Below are 18,266 nucleotides of genomic sequence, written 5' to 3'. Positions count from 1 at the left end.
GTAAAAATGAATAATTGTTAATTATATAAGTGGAGGTATAGCATGGATAAAGAATGGATTGAGGTCGCTGTAATAACTAGCAGTGAGGCTGTAGAGGCAGTTTCAGGAATATTTTATAATACAAATGTAAAAGGTGTTTCTATAGAGGACCCTGAAGATATAGAGTTTAAAAAGAAGAATCCTGGAGATTGGGATTATTTTGATGAAACTTTATTATTAGTTAAAGATGGAGCTATTATTAAAGGATATTATAAACAAGATGAGCATCTTAATGAATATTTAGCATACATAAAAGATAGTATTAATGAATTAGAGAAGTTTGGTATAGATAAAGGTAAGGGATTAATTACTGTAACTAAGGTAAATGAACAGGATTGGGAGAATAATTGGAAAAAGTATTATAAACCAACTAGAATAGGAGAAAAGGTAGTAGTAAAGCCTATTTGGGAAAACTATCAGCCTAAAGAAGAGGAAGTAATTGTAGAGCTTGATCCAGGAATGGCCTTTGGAACAGGAACACATGAAACTACTAGAATGTGTATTAAGGCTTTGGAAAAGTATGTTAAAGAAGATTCTACTGTCTTCGATATAGGAACAGGTTCAGGTATTTTAGCTATAACTGCTGCAAAGCTTAAAGCAAAGGAAGTAATAGGAGTTGATTTAGACCCTGTAGCGGTAAAATCTGCTGGAGAAAATGTTAAATATAATAATATAGATAACATAAAAGTACTTGAGGGTAACCTTATGGAAGTAGTGGAAGGAAAGGCAGATATTGTTGTTGCAAATATCATTGCAGATGTAATAATATTTTTAGTTGATGGAGTTAAAGATTTTATAGTTCCTGGAGGCCGTTTTATATCATCAGGAATAATAAAAGATAGAAAAGATGATGTGGTAAGAAAACTTGAAGAATCAGGATTTACAATAGAAGAAGTAAATGTTGATGGAGAATGGGTTTGTGTAGTTGCTAGATTGTAATTGGTAATTTAATTCTCAAAGGGTGGTTTGTATGCATAAATTTTTTGTACCTAAAAGCAGTATAGATGGTGACGTTGCTGTTATAGAAGGTGATGATGTAAAACATATATACAAAGTTTTAAGACTTGAAACTGGTGATAAGGTTAGTATAAATAATTGCAGCGGTGAAGAGTTTTTAGGAGAAATAGAAGAGATAAATAAGAAGCAAGTTATTGTAAGATGTCTAGAAAGGCTAGAGTTAAACAATGAAAGCCCAATAGAGATTTATCTCTTTCAGGGGCTTCCTAAGTCAAGTAAAATGGATTTAATTGTTCAAAAGGCCACGGAGCTTGGAGTAAAGGAAGTAACGCCTATAATTACTGAAAGAGTTGTAGTTAAAAGCGAACTTGGAGAGTTTAAAAAATTAGATAGATGGAACAGAATAGTATTAGAGGCTTGCAAACAATCAAAAAGGAGTCTAATACCTAAAGTAAATACTCCCTTAGAATTTGAAAAACTACTAGAGTTTTTAAAGGAGATGGATTTGGTAGTAGTTCCTTATGAAAATCAAGAAGGCTATGGAATTAAAAATTTAGCTAAATCTATAGATAAGAATAATGTTAAAAAAGTTGCTGTAATAATTGGACCAGAAGGTGGATTTGAAGAAACAGAAATAAATTTGTTGAAGGAATTAGGCTCACACATAGTAACTCTTGGACCGAGAATACTTAGAACGGAAACTGCTGGATTTACTTGCGTGTCATTAATTCTGTATGAACTAGGAGATTTAGGAGGAATAGTTTAATGAAAGTTGCTTTTACTACTTTAGGCTGTAGAGTTAATCAGTATGAAACTGAAGCTATGACCGAAAAGTTTATAAAAGAAGGCTACAAATTAGTGCCTTTTGAAGAGTATGCAGATGTTTATGTTATAAATACCTGTACTGTAACCAATATGAGTGATAAAAAATCTAGACAGATGATAAATAGAGCAAGAAGATTAAATGAAGATGCTGTAATTGCAGCAGTAGGATGTTATTCGCAAATTGCTCCAGAGGAAGTAGCTAAGATTGAAGGCGTTGACGTAGTACTAGGGACTAAAAACAAAGGTGACATAGTATACTGGGTTAATAGAGTAAGAGAAGAAAGAGAACAGGTAGTTGAAGTTAATGATGTACTTAGAGATAACGTATTTGAAGATTTAATAATAGATGAATATCAAGAAAGAACAAGGGCATTTATTAAAATTCAAGATGGATGCAATAGATTTTGTTCCTATTGTGCGATTCCTTTTGCTAGAGGAGCTGTGTGCAGCAAAGCACCAGAAAAGATTATAAGTGAAGTTAAGGAACTAGCATCTCATAATTTCAAGGAAATAATACTATCAGGAATACATATAGCATCCTATGGAGTTGATTTAAGCGCGGATGTTAGCCTAGTAAGTATACTAGAGGAAATTGATAAAATTGATGGTATAGAAAGAGTAAGAATAGGTTCTATAGACCCTACATTTTTTACTGAAGGGGTAATCGAAAGAATTAGCTCACTTAAAAAATTATGTCCTCATTTTCACCTTTCTCTTCAAAGTGGCTGCGACGAAACGCTAAAGAGAATGAATAGAAGATATACCACTGGGGAGTATAAAAAAATAGTAGAGGATTTAAGAGTAAATATAAAAGATGTATCAATAACTACAGATATCATCACAGGCTTTCCAGGAGAAACAGAAGAGGAATTTAATTGTACCTATGAGTTCTTAAAGGAAGTAAAGTTATCTAAGATGCATGTATTTAAGTATAGCCCTAGAAAGGGTACAAAAGCAGCTGAAATGAAAAATGTAGTAGATGGCAAGGTTAAAGATGAAAGAAGTAGCAAGCTTATCGAACTTGATAAAAACTTAGAAAGAGAGTTTATGAATAAGTTTATAGGGGAAACTATGGATGTACTGTATGAACAAAGACATAATAATTTAGAAGACGTTTATGAGGGATATACACCTAACTATATCAAAGTAATTTCTAAGTGTAATGAGAATGTAGAAGAACGTATTGTAAAGACAAAGCTTAAGGAAATTAAAGGAGAACTTATTGAAGGTATTATATTATAATTAAATATAACAATAAGTAAAAAAAAGTTCATTACATAGTTGATTGTTTATAGAAGGATATTTTAAGTTTTTGTTGAATAATTAGATTCAAATAAGGTATTATTTTGATAGTTATAAAAAACTATATATTATAAAAAAAATTTTAAAAAGAAAGGCAGGTGAAATTCATGGAAGATTGTATATTTTGCAAGATAATAAAAGGGGATATACCATCTGATAAAGTTTATGAAGATGAGATGGTATTAAGTTTTAGAGATATAAGTCCTGCTGCTCCACAGCACGTTTTGATAATACCTAAAAAGCATATTAGTAACCTTAATGAACTTACAGAAGAAGATTCCAAGATAATAGCCCATATATACATAGTGGCTAAGGAGCTTGCTAAAAAATTAGGTATAGATAAAAGTGGTTACAGAATAGTTTCAAATTGTGGAGAGGATGGAGGACAGACAGTTCATCACATTCACTTTCATATATTAGGTGGTAGAACACTTCAGTGGCCTCCAGGCTAATATGAAATGAAATTGTTGACAGTCTCTCAGTATATGTTGTATAATAAACAATGTGCTATGCGACCCAGATATGCTGCGTTTAATTTTTTAAAATTAAATTGAGCTAGCGGAGGGAGGGATAAATATGTCAGAAATAAGAGTTGGAGAAAATGAAACAATAGAAAGTGCATTAAGAAGATTTAAGAGAAAATGTGCTAGAGCTGGTGTTCTTTCAGAAGTTAGAAAAAGAGAACACTATGAAAAACCAAGCGTAAAGAGAAAAAAGAAATCTGAAGCTGCAAGAAAGAGAAAGTTTAAATAGGATATTTTTGAAAAAAGATACTATATAATGTCTCTTAAGAACTACTTTAAGAAGACTGGAAACAGGCCTTAGAGGCTAAAAGTAAGTTTAAAGCTAACACAATAAGCATGGCTAAAGCGGCTGTTTTGTTGGTTGAGAAAACTGACGGAAAGCAACTTGACGATGAACAAGTTTATGAAGTTCTAGCTAGGGAAGTCAAGCAAAGACGTGAGGCTATATTAGAATTCGAAAAAGGAAATAGGCAGGATTTAATAGATGAGGCGAATGCTGAAATCAAGATCTTGTTAGGTTACCTTCCTCAGCAGTTAAGCAAAGAGGAAATTTCCGAAATTGTTCGTCAGGCAGTTAAAGAATTGGGTGCAAGTAGCATGAAACAAATGGGTAAAGTTATAGCAGCAGTTATTCCTAAAGCAAAGGGAAGAACTGATGGCAGACTTGTTAATCAAATTGTAAAACAATATTTAAATAAATAAAAGGTTGAGATTATCTCAACCTTTTTTATTTTGTCATTTATTACATTTATTCTTCATAAATTAGTATGAAAGTATTTTTAGAGGTGGTAGAGTGAAGGGTAGATTATATAGGACAAAACAGAAAATTGTAAACAAGTTAGATTTACCTAGAGATATAATTTTGAATATGCCCCAGATCACAGTGACCGGTGATAATGAAATAATAATAGAAAATCATAGAGGGGTTGTTCTCTTTGGTGAGAATCAGGTTAAGATAAACTCAGGGATTGGATTGATTTCAATATATGGAGGGAAATTTGAAATATTGTTTATGGGTGGCAGTACCATAGCAATAGGAGGGAAATTTAAATCTATAGTTTACGAGGGAAATAGTTATGTTTAATTTTCATAAATATAAAAATGGAGTAATTACTATAGAAATTCAATCCCTTATACCTGAGAAATTTGTTAATCTAATGTGGAAAAATGGTGTTCAAATAAAAAATATTAAAAAGAAGAGTATTACTACTATGACTATGGAAATAAGCCTAAAGGATTATGAAAAGATAGAAGAAATAGCCCATAGAACAAAAACAAAGGTTGTAATATTAGATAGGAAAGGATTGGCCTTCTTTTTGATAAAGCTAAAAAGAAGATGGGCCTTTGTAGTTGGAATAATACTATTTATAGGAATAATATATTATTTATCAACTTTTATTTGGACCATTGAGATAGTTTCCGATCAAAATTTACCTCCATATGAAATAAGGCAGCAGCTAAATTCTTATGGAATAAAACCAGGAATTAACAGGAGTAACATAAATGTTTATGATATAGAAGAAAAGCTAATAAAAAATAATGAAAATATAATGTGGGTTAAGGCAAGAGTTGAAGGGGCTAAACTTAAGATATCAGTGGCAGAAAGACAATCGCCTCCTAATGTTGTATCAGAGAATAGTCCATGCAACCTAGTTGCTAAACGAGATGGGGAGGTTGTAAGAGTATACACCCAGTCAGGAACCTCAGTAGTAAAAAAGGGTGACATAATCAAAAAAGGACAAATTCTCGTAAAGGGAGAACAGGGCCGCGAAGGTGAGACTTATGCTGTTCATGCCGTGGGGGATGTATTCTGCAGAACCTTTTATGAGGAAATTAAAAGCGTAAAAATTAATGAGGTCAAAAGAGAGAAAACAGGGAAGAAAGTAGATAATATCTATATAGATATTAACGGTAAAAAATTATATTTAAAAAAATCTGATAATAAGTTTGATAAATATGATAAAATAGAAGACAATAAGCTTTTTATAAAAAAAGAAAGCTACTATGAAATAAAAGAAACTACTACTAATAGAAATCCAAAGGAGGTAGTTGATGCTGTAGCAGAAGAGCTTTATTTAAAAATATGTTCAAACCTAGATAAGTCTGTTAAAATTATAGATAAAATAGTAAATTATGAAGCTGGTGACACATATAAAGTTAGAGTATTGGTTGTAGCAGAAGAAAATGTAGTTTTAGCGGAACCTATCTCACCAGAACAAATTCAACAGCAGCAGGATGGACAGAAACAGGAAGAAAAACAACAATAAAGGAAAGTCTACTATAGACAAAACATACAAGAATAGATAAAAGGTGGTTATGATGAAGAAACTATCTCTAAGGAAACTATTTATGGGAGAAAAAACTAATAGAGTATTGATTTTTATATTTACTTTTATTTTTATATACTCTGTACTTGTAACTTCACTGGTAACAAAGAAGTATAGCCTGAAAGAAGGAGACATTGCAAGGGTTGACATAAAGGCACCTAGAGAAGTGAAGGATGAGTTATCTACAGAGGCTAGAATTCAACAGGCAATTGATTCTGTACCTATTCAATACAATAAAAAACCTGAGATTAAAACAGAAACAGTGAATAAAATAAATTCTTTCTTTTCAAAGCTATCTGAAGTAGATGACATAGCAGAAGAGAAAACTAAAATTTCAAGTTTAAAATCTAATAGTGAAATTAATATATCTGATGATGATTATTCAACACTTATAAAGTTAAGTAAAGACGAACAAAGAACAGTTCAAGATTTTTTAACTAAAACCATGTCCGATATTTATGATAACAATAATATAAGTGACAATAGTCAAAAGGATAACCAAGAAGATATTAAACGTGTGCAGGAGAGTATATTGCTAAAAGTCAACGGTTCAAAACTTGCAAAAAACCTCAAGGAAATATCTTCTACCATGGCCTATGCACTTATAACACCAAATTTTTTCTATGATAAGGAAAAAACAGAGGAGTTAAAGAAAGAAGCCATGCGTAAGGTTCCTAATGTAATGATTAAAAAAGACCAAATAATTATAAAGGAAGGGGAACCAGTCACCAAATATCAGGTAGAGCTTTTAAAGGATATAGGATTACTAAACAATAATTCTCATTTCCAATGGTATATATATATTTGTTTAAGTATCTTAATAATTTTAGTGATGTTTCTACAGTGGTTTTATATTTCTAAATATCACAAAGACATATATGATGATACAAATAAAATGATAATGATTAATATACTGAACTGTATAGCTATACTTATAGCAAGATCTCTTTCAATGGTTTCGCCATTCTTAATTCCTTTAGCCTGCGTACCAATGACTTTTACGCTTTTAGTAAATCATAAGGTATCTTTAACTACAAGTGTATTAAATTGTATTTTAATAAGTGCTGCAGTGGAATTTAACATTGAAATAACTATACTAGCTATAGCCAATGCAGTAGTTGGTTCCATTATTTTAAAAAAGATGCAGCAAAGAAATGATATTTTATACTCTTCACTGTATATACTGGCTATCAATATATTGCTAACTTTTTCTTTAGGATTTTTATTAAGCAGCAACATAGCTGATGTGGCTAGGAAAACCTTATTTATGGGTATTGCTAGTATAATATCAGGAGTAGTTACTATAGGATTGCTGCCATTTTTCGAGAGCACCTTTGATATAGTAACAACTATAAAGCTTCTTGAGTTATCTAATCCTAATCACCCGCTGCTAAAAAGATTATTAATGGAGGCTCCTGGAAGTTATCATCATAGTATTCTAGTTGGAAATTTAGCAGAGGTAGCGGCAGAAACAGTAGGAGGGAATCCAGTACTAGCTAGAGTTTCAGCATATTATCACGATGTAGGAAAAATAAAACGACCATACTTTTTTAAAGAAAACCAGTTAGGAAAAGAAAATCCACATAATAAAATAACTGCAAATTTAAGTACTTTAATAATAACATCACATGTTAAAGATGGTGTTGAACTGGCAAAGGAATATAAGATTCCAAAGGCTATACAAGATATAATACAGCAGCATCATGGTACTTCTCTTGTGAAGTATTTTTATATAACAATGAAGAACTCTAGCGAAAGACCTGAAGACGTAAAGGAAGAGGATTTTAGATATCCAGGACCTATACCAGAGACAAAAGAAGCTGGTATAATAATGTTAGCTGATAGCGTTGAAGCTGCAGTTAGGTCAATAAATGAACCTACAAAGGGTAAAATTGAGGAAATGGTAAATAATATAATAAAGGATAGACTTAATGAGGGACAACTTGATAACTGTGACTTAACTTTAAAGGATTTAAACAAAATAAGAGAGTCCTTCTTGAAGGTTTTAACTGGAATTTATCATCAAAGAATAGAGTATCCTGAAGATAAGAGTGTAAGTAAGCTTAAAGGTTAGTTTGGAGGACATAGGAATGATTTTTATAGACAATAGACAAAATAAAATAGAAGTAACTGATGAGTTGGAAAATACTATAAGAAACGTAATAGAACATGCGTTAAGAGAAGAAGAAGTAACTATAGACTATGAGGTTAGTGTTATTTTTGTTGACAACAATGATATTAAGGATATAAATAAAGAAAATAGAAATATGGATAGGGTTACTGATGTACTTTCTTTCCCAATGCTTGATTATCCTAAGGGAAAAGTATTTAAGGAAGCCTATTTAGGTTACAAATTTACCGAAATAGACTTAGATGAAGGTAGTTTAGTATTGGGAGATATTGTGCTATCCCTGGAAAAAGCAGAGGAGCAAAGTATAGAATTTGGTCACTCCTTTTTAAGAGAAGCAGCATACCTAACAGTGCATTCTGTTCTTCATCTTTTAGGATATGATCACATGGAAGAAGAAGAGAAGGTTATTATGAGAAAAAGAGAAGAAGAAATATTGGAGAAATTTAGTTTGATCAGATAGGCTGGCGTATGGTTTGGTTGTTAGTTCTAGCACAATAGGACTACTAGAAATGGACAATTACAATTGTTAATTGTCCATTGTCAATTAGAAAAAAGAGTGGTGATTATATTGAAGGTAAAAAAGCTACTTGATAGCTTCAATCATGCTATAGAAGGAATTATATACGCAGTTAGAACTCAGAGGAATATGAGAATACATATGATTGCAGCTCTGCTTGTTTTAACTGGGTGTTTTTTTTACGATTTAAATAAGGGAGAAATCCTATCAATAACGATAACTATAAGTATGGTTATTATGGCAGAACTTATGAATACAGCTATAGAATTTGCTGTAGATGCAACTACTAATTATTATCATCCACTTGTAAAATTAGCAAAAAACGTAGCAGCAGGCGGAGTACTGGTAACTGCTGTGAATGCAGTAGTTGTTGGTTATATAATATTTTGGGATAAGTTAAAGTATATAAACTTTATACTTATAAAAAAAGTAAAGACTACAGATCCGTATACAATATTTATTATATTAGCTATTGTAACTATAACCACTATAGTAGTTAAAGCAATCTTTGGAGAAGGAACACCTCTTAAAGGAGGAATGCCCAGTGGCCATAGTGCAATAGCCTTTTCTATAGCCACTACTATAGCCTTAAGTACTGGTCAGCTTACTGTAGTTATGTTGAGCTATTTGCTTGCATTTATTGTAGCGCAGAGCAGGGTCGATTCAGAAGTGCACTCAATACTGGAAGTTATTGTGGGCGGAGTATTTGGAACGTTGATTACAGCACTTTTGTTCAGAATATTTGGTTAAAATAAAATCATTGAAATACATGTAAATAGTGCTATAATTTATTTACATAGCTGAAGATATAATTATTGTGTAATAGGTAAAAATACTTATAGAAGAATTTTACCAAAAAGATTTACAAAAGTAAGGAGAGAATTTATGTTTAAATCAGGATTTGTGACAATTATAGGAAGACCAAACGTTGGAAAGTCAACATTATTAAATGGAATAATGGGAGAAAAGTTATCTATTGTATCTTGTAAGCCACAGACTACAAGAAATAATATACAGACCATATTAACAGAAGAAGATTATCAGTTAGTATTTGTGGACACTCCAGGAATTCATAAGCCAAAACACAGACTTGGTGAATATATGGTGAAAGTTGCCCAAGAATCAATTAAAGAAGTGGACTTAGTACTGTTTCTAACTACTCCAGAAGTAGAAGTAGGAAAAGGAGATATGTATATTCTAGAACAGCTTAAGGAAAGCGACGTTCCAGTTGTTTTAGTTCTAAATAAAATTGATGAAAATTCCGCAGATAAAGTAGCGGAAACTCTTAAGAACTATTCAGAGGTATTTAACTTTGCTGAAATTATACCTATATCTGCTCTTAATGGAAAAAATGTTGAAGAACTGAAGAAACTTATGGTCAAGTATATGCCAGAAGGCCCAAAATACTATCCTGAAGATATGATTACAGACCAACAGGAAAGATTTATCATATCGGAAACCATAAGAGAGAAAGCGCTTAGATTGTTATCACAAGAAGTTCCTCATGGTATTGCTGTAGAAATTATATCAATGAAAAAAGATGAAAAAAATATTTATCATATTGACGCTACTCTTTTATGCGAAAAAGACTCACATAAAGGAATAATAATAGGCAAAAATGGAACTATGCTTAAGAAAATATCTACCTATGCACGACAAGATATTGAAAAATTCTTAAACTCTAAGGTATATCTAGAACTTTGGGTTAAAGTTAAGAAAGAGTGGAGAGATAGTCCTAGTCTTTTAAAGGAACTTGGATATAAGTAAGCTTTGTGAGTTTTATAAGAAAATTGGTAGAAACATATACTAGGATTGGGGCATACTATATATAATTAGGAATGTACAACGATGAGCTTTTTACCTATTCCTAATTTTTACTGGAGGTGTTTTTCTGTCTACATTCAAAACAAGAGCTGTAGTAATCAAAACTCAGGATATAAAGGAATCAGACAAACTTCTTTGGCTTTTTAGCGAAAAGTTAGGAAAGATATCTACCATTGCTAGAGGTGCTAAAAAAAATAGAAGCAATCTATTTTCTGCCACATTACAATTTTGTTATGCAGACTATGTAGTATATAGAGGAAAAAGCCTTTATACCATAAATGAAAGTTCAGTAATCCACTCTTTTCAAGATTTAATGAGTGACTTAGATTTGTTAACCTATGCATCTTATTTCTGTGAACTAGTGGATATATCTATGCAGGATGAAGAAAGCAATAGAGAGCTTTTTAGATATTTAGTTACTGCTTTTTATTTAATGAAAGATAATGTAGTAGACATAGAAACCTTAGCTCGTGCTTTTGAAATAAAGGTATTGCAATCTACAGGTTATGGGTTTAATTTAGATTACTGCAGTAGTTGCAGAAAAAAGATGAATTCTTCCAACTATATAAGTCTGCAGTATATAGGAGGAATTTGTGATCAGTGTGAAAGAGTTAATGGTATATACATAAACTATGCGACATATAATACACTTAAATATCTATCCAAAATTTCTTTAGAAAATGTATATAGAGTTAACTTGTCAGAAGAAACAAAAAAAGAACTTTACAAAGTTTTATCTTTATTTATTGAGCAAAGTTACTTTAGAAAGCCTAGAAGTTTAGACACACTCAGCTACTTAACAAAATTTAGTGAAGACAAAAGGTAAACTGTGTATGAGGTATTAATGCCTATATTTTAATGATTTAAGTATAGTTTATTAAAATTGCAGGATATTGATTATAAAAAAGCTTAACACTATTAAGAAGGAGTGAAAGTAATGGGTGAAATTACATTAGAAAAAATTGATGTTGTCAGGGAAAGAACTGGTGTCAGTTATACTGAAGCAAAAGAAGCGTTAGAAGCTTGCGAGGGCAATGTAGTTGATGCGTTAATATACATTGAGAAGAATCAACAGTCAACTATGGATAACATTTATACTTCTAAGGATGATTTTTTAAACTGGTTAAAAGACTTGGTTAAAAAGGGAAACATTAATAGAATAAGAATAAAAAAAGATGATAAAGTTGTGGTGGATATCCCTGTAAACGCTGGAATAGCTGCAACACTTACACTTTTAGTATGGCCTCCTCTAATTGCCATAGGAATTTTAACTGCTGTAGTTACTAAAGTAACAATTGAGATTACTAAGGATGATGGAACAGTAGAGATAGTGAACAAAGTTATCAAAAGTGGAGTAAAAGATACTATGGAAGATGTTAAAGAAACGGTAAAGGATGTAAAAGATAAAGTATTTGATGCAGCATCTACTGTTAAAGATAAATTTGCAGGTAAATCAGATAATAAGGAAGAGCAAAATACTTACCAATATACCGTGAAATTTGAGGACATAGATAGTGAAAATGAAACTTATGAAGATAAGAATTTTGATGATAAGAAATAAAATTGAAAAATTATTTTTAAAGTCAGCATATGTTATTTAAATTGCTGGCTTTTCTCCTTATGTAGATATAACTATATATTAAGGATTTATATGATGCATTTAAAAATTTAAGCAAGTAACATAATTATAAATATTTAAAATAAAATATATTAATAGAGAATAATTAGAGATATAGTTAAGCAGTTGGTATGAATAATAATAATAAGATAACGATAAAATTCAAAAGTTTATATATGCTCTATTACATTCCGCAATGTGTTTACTAGATTTAAGGTTTCAGCAACATAGTAGAAAAATGCTATACTATTGATAAATATATAGTGTTATTGCAAAGATAAACTGATATAATAAATGTTATACTAATTGTTAAATTGGATTTTAATATATCCTTAACTATAGATAAAGAGGGAGGGTGAACATCATTAAACTATCACCAAGACAAGAGCAAATCATTAAATTAGTAAAGGAATTTGAGCCAATAACAAGTGAGCAATTGGCTGCAAAATTAAATGTTACAAGAGCTGCATTGAGGCCGGATTTAGCAATACTTACTATGACGGCAATTTTAGAGGCGAAACCAAAGGTTGGGTATGTGTATTCTCAAAGACCCTCTTACAGCTTAATACATGACTATATTAGAAACATTAAAGTAAAAGATATAATGTCTAAGCCGATAATGGTAGATGAAAACACTACAGTATATGATGCAATAGTGCATTTATTTCTAAATGATGTAGGAACACTTTTTATAGAAAACAATGGTGTACTTACTGGAGCTGTTTCAAGAAAAGACTTTTTAAAGATGGCTATGGGTGGAACTGATATGCATAAAGTACCAGTAGGCATAATAATGACTAGAATGCCTAATATAATATTTGTAGAAAAAGAAGACGCTGCATACCTGGCTGCACAAAGAATTATGGAACACGAAGTTGATAGTCTTCCAGTAGTAGAAAAAGTATATGATGGTAGCAAAGAGTCCTTAAAAATTATAGGTAAAGTATCAAAGACTAATATTACAAGATTATTTGTAAAGATGGGGGAAAATAGTTAGTTTAGGTGAGCGGATAAATATCCGTTAACATAAATAAAATCAAGGAGAATTAAAAAGGGGATGTTTCTTTATGGTAAGTAGAAAGTATGTATATCTCTTTAATGAAGGTAATGCTGCTATGAAAAACTTACTTGGGGGGAAGGGTGCTAATTTAGCTGAAATGACTAACTTAGGCATGCCTGTTCCGCAAGGGTTTACAGTAAGTACAGAAGCTTGCACTAAATACTATGAAGATGGAAAAGAGTTAGCGAAGGAAGTTATAGTTCAAATTTATGAAGCTTTAGCTTATATAGAACAAATAACTGGTAAAAAACTAGGTAGTATACAGAATCCTCTACTTGTATCAGTAAGATCTGGGGCAAGAGCTTCTATGCCTGGCATGATGGACACTATATTAAACTTAGGTCTTAATGATAAAACAGTAGAAGGATTAAAAAACCTTACCAATAACGAAAGATTTGCCTACGATTCTTACAGAAGATTCATTCAGATGTTCTCTGATGTTGTTATGGGAATTGAAAAGAGAAAGTTTGAAGATATACTAGATGAGGTTAAAGAGCTGAAGAGAGTTAAATTTGATACAGAATTAACTGCTTCTGATTTAAAAGATATTGTCAAAAATTACAAGGTTCTATATGAAAAGGAAATGGGAAAAGAATTTCCACAGGAGCCAAAGGAACAGCTTTTAGAAGCCATAACAGCTGTATTTAGTTCATGGGATAACCCAAGAGCTGTAGTATATAGAAGATTAAATGATATACCAGGAGATTGGGGCACAGCAGTAAATGTCCAGTCAATGGTATTTGGTAATATGGGAGATACATCCGGAACAGGAGTTGCATTTACTAGAAACCCAGCAACAGGAGAAAAAGTTATATTTGGTGAGTATCTAATAAATGCACAGGGAGAAGATGTTGTTGCAGGAATAAGAACCCCTCATCCAATTTCAAGGATGCAGCAGGATTTACCGGATTGTTATAAGCAATTTGTAGAAATGGCTGAGAATCTGGAAAAGCATTACAAAGATATGCAGGATATGGAGTTTACTATTGAACAAGGTAAGTTGTACTTTCTGCAAACAAGAAATGGTAAAAGAACAGCACAAGCTGCACTAAAGATAGCCGTTGAAATGGTAGAAGAAGGTCTCATATCTAAGAAAGAAGCTATGCTAAAGGTTGATCCTAAGCAATTAGATTCTCTTTTACATCCCAAATTTAGTGAAAAAGAATTGAAGAGTGCTCAAGTAATAGCTAAAGGACTTCCAGCCTCACCAGGGGCAGCTTGTGGTAAAGTTTACTTTACTGCAGAGGAAGCTAAAATGCATCATGAGCAAGGTGAAAAGGTAATATTAGTAAGACGAGAAACATCCCCAGAGGATATAGAAGGAATGGTAGCAGCAGAGGGTATACTTACTGCTAGAGGGGGAATGACCTCCCATGCAGCAGTTGTTTCTAGAGGAATGGGAACTTGCTGTATAGCTGGATGCAGTGACATAAGAATAAATGAAGATGCTAAAATTTTTGAAGTAGGAGATAAAGTATATCAAGAAGGAGATTATATATCTCTTGACGGAAGTACTGGAAATGTTTATGGTGAAGCAATTAAGACTGTGGAACCTGAGATGAGTGGATATTTCGGAAAGTTTATGAACTGGGCAGATGAAATTAGAGCATTGAAGGTTAGGACTAATGCAGATACACCTAGAGACGCTGAGCAGGCAATTAGATACGGCGCTGAAGGTATAGGACTTTGCAGAACTGAGCACATGTTCTTTGATGAGGATAGAATACCAGCAGTTAGAGAGATGATATTATCAAAAACAGAAGAACAAAGAAGAAAAGCTTTAGATAAGTTACTTCCAATGCAAAAAGAGGATTTCATAGGAATTTATGAGGCTATGGAGAATAGGCCGGTGACTATTAGATTGTTAGATCCTCCACTTCATGAATTCTTACCACAGGAAGATAAGGATGTAAGGGATTTAGCTAAGGAGATGGGACTGAGTTTTGGGGAATTAAAGACAACAGTTGAGTCACTGCACGAGTTTAACCCTATGATGGGACACAGAGGTTGTCGTCTGCCAGTATCCTATCCAGAAATAGCAGAGATGCAGACTAGAGCTATAATAGAAGCTGCTATACATGTAAAAAGGGAAAAAGGATATGATATAGTCCCAGAAATAATGATACCACTTGTTGGCGAGTTAAAAGAACTAAAGTTTGTTAAGGATATTATTGTAAGAATTGCTGATGAAGTGATAGCTGAAGAGGGAATTGAACTGAAATATATGGTTGGTACTATGATAGAAATACCAAGAGCAGCACTTACAGCAGATCAAATAGCTAAAGAGGCTGAATTTTTCTCTTTTGGAACCAATGATCTTACTCAAATGACCTTTGGGTTCTCAAGAGATGATGCTGGAAAGTTCTTAAAGGATTATTATGATAAAAAGATATATGAGTTTGACCCATTCCAGAAGTTAGATCAGGTAGGAGTAGGTAAACTAGTTACAATGGCAGTGGAACTAGGAAAAATGACAAGGCCAGATATTCACCTTGGAATTTGTGGTGAGCATGGCGGAGATCCATCCTCTGTTGAGTTTTGTCATAATATCGGATTAGATTACGTATCCTGTTCGCCATTTAGGGTTCCTGTAGCAAGATTAGCTGCAGCACAAGCACAGGTTAAAAATAAAAGATAATAAAAGGTTAAAAAGCAGCTGGCGATACCAACTGCTTTTTAACTTTTAGTGTTTTTAAGTAAAAGTAGAAATTCATTGAGTGCTTAAAAATTAAGTTTATGTTATTTTAGTAGAAAATTTATTTTCAATAAACTTACCTAGTTGTATAGTAAAATCTAAATGTGCTTCATCATTGGCCGCTGCTTTCTTTAGTAAATATAAAAATGAATTATGATTACATTTTCTAATATTATTATAATAATCTCTTGTAATTTTCCAGAATTTTTGAGGAAAGGATAGATATGCTAATATATACTTATATTCATCTAAGTTCAGAGGACGAACCTTTTCGTAGGAATCGAAACAATCTATTGCAAATTCCACATTCCAATTAGTCTTGTCTCTCTTTAAAAGTCTTCTAAGAAAATAAGATATGTCGTGGGTACAGTAATCCATGCTGCATTTATCAAAATCTATTACCCATAGCTGATTATTTTCATCAAAAATTATGTTTTTATTTACATAATCTAAATGACATAGTGAGGCCATTAGATTATCATTGTTTATAGTTGAACATACTTGTGTAGATATTTGAGCAAGCAATGAGTTGGTTTCAAAGTGTTGTAAAAAGGTTTTAGAAAATTTATCTCCATGTTTAAAGGCTAAGTTTGAACAAGAAAGAAGTTGTTCAAAGTGTTTATTAATAGAACCAGAGAGATCTTGAAAATTTGTTCTTACAGCACTTCCTTCTATGGGAACAAAACTTTCTCCAACGTTATGCATAAGTGCAAGGTGATTTATAGATTTTAACACATGCTCTTTATTGTCAAAGTTGCATTTAGTACCCTGTATCCATGGAGTTAATATAAACAGCATACCACTGTACTTTGCAAAACGTCCTTTATCGTCTGTTGGAAGTATTTTAGGAACGTTTATTCCGTTCCGAAATAACCACTCTACAGCAGAATAAACAAAAAGCAATTCTTCTCTAGAAAAGTATACTTTTTTTAAACAATAGGTTGAATTAAGTGAGTCTACTTTATATACAGCTCTTTGTTTATCTGTATCTTTAAATTTAACTCTTTCCACTTGTGCCTGCTGTAGGTTGTATTTGGGAAGTACGTATTTTTTTACATTTTCTTCAGATAATAAATCTAAATTAGATTGCTTAGCGGGATAAGGCACTTCTAACACTCCTTAAAAAGCTATTTCCTTATAATAATATTATTCAACTTTTTATAATATACATTTAGGATAAAAAAAGGAGTTTTAAATATATATATAGAATAATTTTAAAAGGTGATGTTTATGATTTTAAGAAAAACAATAGAAGAAAGAGAAAGACTAATACTAATAAATGAAGCAGCCTTTTCTTCAGCTTCAAGAGGAAGGGGAATTAAAGAGGAAGATGATGAAATAAGAACTGCATTTATGGTAGACAGAGATAGAATAATACATAGCAAGTCTTTTAGAAGGCTTAAACATAAAACACAGGTGTATATAAAAACCTGGGGAGACCATTATAGAACAAGGCTCACTCATACTCTTGAGGTGGCTCAAATAGGAAAGACCATAGCAAGGGGAATAGGCATTAACGAAGATTTGGTGGAAGCTATAGCTATGGGGCATGATATAGGACATGTGGCATTTGCTCACAATGGTGAAGAAGTTTTAGATGAACTTGTACCAGGAGGATTTAGACATAATGAAAATAGTATAAGAGTTTTAACTAAAATAGAGAGACAGGGTTTAGGGTTAAATCTTACTAAAGAAGTTTTAGATGGCATATTACATCACAGTGGATTTTCCAATGCAAATTCAGAATCCTTTACGCTAGAGGGGCAGGTAGTTAGGTATAGTGATAAAATTGCCTATGTAAACCATGATATTGATGACTCTATTAGAGCAGAGTTATTAAGAGAGGAAGAGCTGCCTATAAGTTCTGTTAAAATACTTGGAAAAAGTCATAGTGAAAGAATAGATACATTAGTAAAAGATTGTATTTATAATACTATAAATAATATAAACAAGGGAATAATAAAGGTTTCTCTAAGTGAAGAAATAGGTAGTGCGTTAATGGAGCTTAGAGGGTTTATGTTTAAAAAGATTTACATGGGAAATGTGTTGAAAACAGAAAGAGAAAAGGCAAAGTTTGTATTAGAGCAGGTTTTCAATTATTTTATTAAAAATCCTAATAAAATGCCAGAACTCTATATTAATATTGTAGAAGAAGAGGGATTGTATAGAGGGGTTGCAGATTATATATCCGGCATGAGTGATGACTACTGTTTGTTGCTGTTTAATAGTATATATGTTCCTAAAATAGTAGTTTACTAGGAATAATTTATATCATTAAATGGGTAAAATAAACATTGTATATTTTGAAGGATATTTAATATTTATAAAGAATATATATAGTAGTTCCTGTAGCAAAAAAGAAAAATGTTTAGCTTTAAAGAAGGAATATAGTAATTTGTGTCGAATATATTTATTTCTAAGCAGGTACCTTCAATCTGGTGATAGTT

17 protein-coding genes and 1 pseudogene are annotated in these 18,266 nt (G+C 31.9%); 17 read left to right on the top strand and 1 reads right to left on the bottom strand.

The window, feature by feature from the left end:
• Positions 1-42 precede the first annotated feature (42 nt).
• The 16 genes and pseudogenes from prmA to ppdK all read left to right on the top strand — a co-directional run bounded on the left by prmA (position 43) and on the right by ppdK (position 15,762).
• Positions 43-978, top strand: coding sequence for a 50S ribosomal protein L11 methyltransferase (prmA, locus tag N4T77_RS06550; RefSeq protein WP_261670948.1), 936 nt, complete (start codon positions 43-45; stop codon positions 976-978).
• Between the two features lie 31 nt (positions 979-1,009).
• Positions 1,010-1,762, top strand: a complete 753-nt coding sequence (locus N4T77_RS06545) for a 16S rRNA (uracil(1498)-N(3))-methyltransferase (RefSeq protein ID WP_261670947.1) — start codon at positions 1,010-1,012, stop codon at positions 1,760-1,762.
• Complete coding sequence (gene mtaB, locus N4T77_RS06540) at positions 1,762-3,063, top strand: tRNA (N(6)-L-threonylcarbamoyladenosine(37)-C(2))-methylthiotransferase MtaB (RefSeq protein ID WP_261670946.1); 1,302 nt, start codon at positions 1,762-1,764, stop codon at positions 3,061-3,063. The genes N4T77_RS06545 and mtaB overlap by 1 nt, the downstream gene beginning before the upstream one ends.
• Before the next feature lie 167 nt (positions 3,064-3,230).
• Entirely contained in the window at positions 3,231-3,575 is a 345-nt protein-coding gene (locus N4T77_RS06535; RefSeq protein ID WP_261670945.1) for a histidine triad nucleotide-binding protein, read from the top strand.
• 124 nt (positions 3,576-3,699) lie between these two features.
• A complete protein-coding gene (rpsU, locus tag N4T77_RS06530) occupies positions 3,700-3,876 on the top strand; it encodes a 30S ribosomal protein S21 (RefSeq protein ID WP_066618478.1) in 177 nt (58 codons plus the stop codon).
• 50 nt (positions 3,877-3,926) lie between these two features.
• Positions 3,927-4,349, top strand: a pseudogene (locus N4T77_RS06525) (GatB/YqeY domain-containing protein); the annotation flags it as partial.
• A 91-nt stretch (positions 4,350-4,440) separates the two neighbouring features.
• The gene (yqfC, locus tag N4T77_RS06520; RefSeq protein ID WP_261670944.1) at positions 4,441-4,731 is read left to right on the top strand and encodes a sporulation protein YqfC; all 291 of its coding nucleotides are present in this window, start codon (positions 4,441-4,443) and stop codon (positions 4,729-4,731) included.
• Positions 4,724-5,914, top strand: coding sequence for a sporulation protein YqfD (yqfD, locus tag N4T77_RS06515; protein ID WP_261670943.1), 1,191 nt, complete (start codon positions 4,724-4,726; stop codon positions 5,912-5,914). Before yqfC ends, yqfD begins: the two co-directional genes overlap by 8 nt.
• Positions 5,915-5,966: 52 nt before the next feature.
• The gene (locus tag N4T77_RS06510; protein ID WP_261670942.1) at positions 5,967-8,048 is read left to right on the top strand and encodes an HD family phosphohydrolase; all 2,082 of its coding nucleotides are present in this window, start codon (positions 5,967-5,969) and stop codon (positions 8,046-8,048) included.
• Between the two features lie 16 nt (positions 8,049-8,064).
• Positions 8,065-8,565 carry an rRNA maturation RNase YbeY gene (ybeY, locus tag N4T77_RS06505; RefSeq protein WP_261670941.1) on the top strand — a complete coding sequence of 167 codons (501 nt, stop codon included), beginning with the start codon at positions 8,065-8,067 and terminating at the stop codon, positions 8,563-8,565.
• A gap of 108 nt (positions 8,566-8,673) precedes the next feature.
• Positions 8,674-9,372: a diacylglycerol kinase gene (locus N4T77_RS06500; protein WP_261670940.1), complete on the top strand. Its 699-nt coding sequence runs from the start codon at positions 8,674-8,676 to the stop codon at positions 9,370-9,372.
• Between the two features lie 135 nt (positions 9,373-9,507).
• Positions 9,508-10,389 carry a GTPase Era gene (era, locus tag N4T77_RS06495; RefSeq protein ID WP_261670939.1) on the top strand — a complete coding sequence of 294 codons (882 nt, stop codon included), beginning with the start codon at positions 9,508-9,510 and terminating at the stop codon, positions 10,387-10,389.
• 103 nt (positions 10,390-10,492) lie between these two features.
• Complete coding sequence (gene recO, locus N4T77_RS06490) at positions 10,493-11,272, top strand: DNA repair protein RecO (RefSeq protein WP_261670991.1); 780 nt, start codon at positions 10,493-10,495, stop codon at positions 11,270-11,272.
• Positions 11,273-11,383: 111 nt separating this feature from the next.
• Positions 11,384-12,007 carry a DUF4342 domain-containing protein gene (locus N4T77_RS06485; RefSeq protein ID WP_261670938.1) on the top strand — a complete coding sequence of 208 codons (624 nt, stop codon included), beginning with the start codon at positions 11,384-11,386 and terminating at the stop codon, positions 12,005-12,007.
• 412 nt (positions 12,008-12,419) lie between these two features.
• Entirely contained in the window at positions 12,420-13,061 is a 642-nt protein-coding gene (locus N4T77_RS06480) for a helix-turn-helix transcriptional regulator (protein ID WP_261670937.1), read from the top strand.
• A 70-nt stretch (positions 13,062-13,131) separates the two neighbouring features.
• The gene (gene ppdK / locus N4T77_RS06475; RefSeq protein ID WP_261670936.1) at positions 13,132-15,762 is read left to right on the top strand and encodes a pyruvate, phosphate dikinase; all 2,631 of its coding nucleotides are present in this window, start codon (positions 13,132-13,134) and stop codon (positions 15,760-15,762) included.
• A 96-nt stretch (positions 15,763-15,858) separates the two neighbouring features.
• Here ppdK and N4T77_RS06470 read toward each other — a convergent pair whose 3' ends face one another.
• Positions 15,859-16,926, bottom strand: coding sequence for a CotS family spore coat protein (locus tag N4T77_RS06470; RefSeq protein WP_261670935.1), 1,068 nt, complete (start codon positions 16,924-16,926; stop codon positions 15,859-15,861).
• A 123-nt stretch (positions 16,927-17,049) separates the two neighbouring features.
• Between N4T77_RS06470 and N4T77_RS06465 the strand changes: the two genes are divergently transcribed.
• Positions 17,050-18,078, top strand: coding sequence for a deoxyguanosinetriphosphate triphosphohydrolase (locus N4T77_RS06465; protein WP_261670934.1), 1,029 nt, complete (start codon positions 17,050-17,052; stop codon positions 18,076-18,078).
• Positions 18,079-18,266: the final 188 nt, after the last annotated feature.

Source organism: Clostridium sp. CX1 (assembly GCF_025398335.1).
GTDB classification, from domain to species: domain Bacteria; phylum Bacillota; class Clostridia; order Clostridiales; family Clostridiaceae; genus Clostridium_AM; species Clostridium_AM tanneri.
The sequence above is the reverse complement of the archived record's forward strand: the minus strand, read 5'-3'. Positions and strand labels throughout refer to the sequence as shown.

Excerpts from the sequence above, each read along its gene's own strand:
- prmA (WP_261670948.1), top strand. The coding sequence starts at position 43 with ATGGATAAAGAATGGATTGAGGTCGCTGTAATAACTAGCAGTGAGGCT.
- N4T77_RS06545 (WP_261670947.1), top strand. The coding sequence starts at position 1,010 with ATGCATAAATTTTTTGTACCTAAAAGCAGTATAGATGGTGACGTTGCT.
- mtaB (WP_261670946.1), top strand. The coding sequence starts at position 1,762 with ATGAAAGTTGCTTTTACTACTTTAGGCTGTAGAGTTAATCAGTATGAA.
- N4T77_RS06535 (WP_261670945.1), top strand. The coding sequence starts at position 3,231 with ATGGAAGATTGTATATTTTGCAAGATAATAAAAGGGGATATACCATCT.
- rpsU (WP_066618478.1), top strand. The coding sequence starts at position 3,700 with ATGTCAGAAATAAGAGTTGGAGAAAATGAAACAATAGAAAGTGCATTA.
- yqfD (WP_261670943.1), top strand. The coding sequence starts at position 4,724 with ATGTTTAATTTTCATAAATATAAAAATGGAGTAATTACTATAGAAATT.
- N4T77_RS06510 (WP_261670942.1), top strand. The coding sequence starts at position 5,967 with ATGAAGAAACTATCTCTAAGGAAACTATTTATGGGAGAAAAAACTAAT.
- ybeY (WP_261670941.1), top strand. The coding sequence starts at position 8,065 with ATGATTTTTATAGACAATAGACAAAATAAAATAGAAGTAACTGATGAG.
- era (WP_261670939.1), top strand. The coding sequence starts at position 9,508 with ATGTTTAAATCAGGATTTGTGACAATTATAGGAAGACCAAACGTTGGA.
- N4T77_RS06485 (WP_261670938.1), top strand. The coding sequence starts at position 11,384 with ATGGGTGAAATTACATTAGAAAAAATTGATGTTGTCAGGGAAAGAACT.
- ppdK (WP_261670936.1), top strand. The coding sequence starts at position 13,132 with ATGGTAAGTAGAAAGTATGTATATCTCTTTAATGAAGGTAATGCTGCT.
- N4T77_RS06465 (WP_261670934.1), top strand. The coding sequence starts at position 17,050 with ATGATTTTAAGAAAAACAATAGAAGAAAGAGAAAGACTAATACTAATA.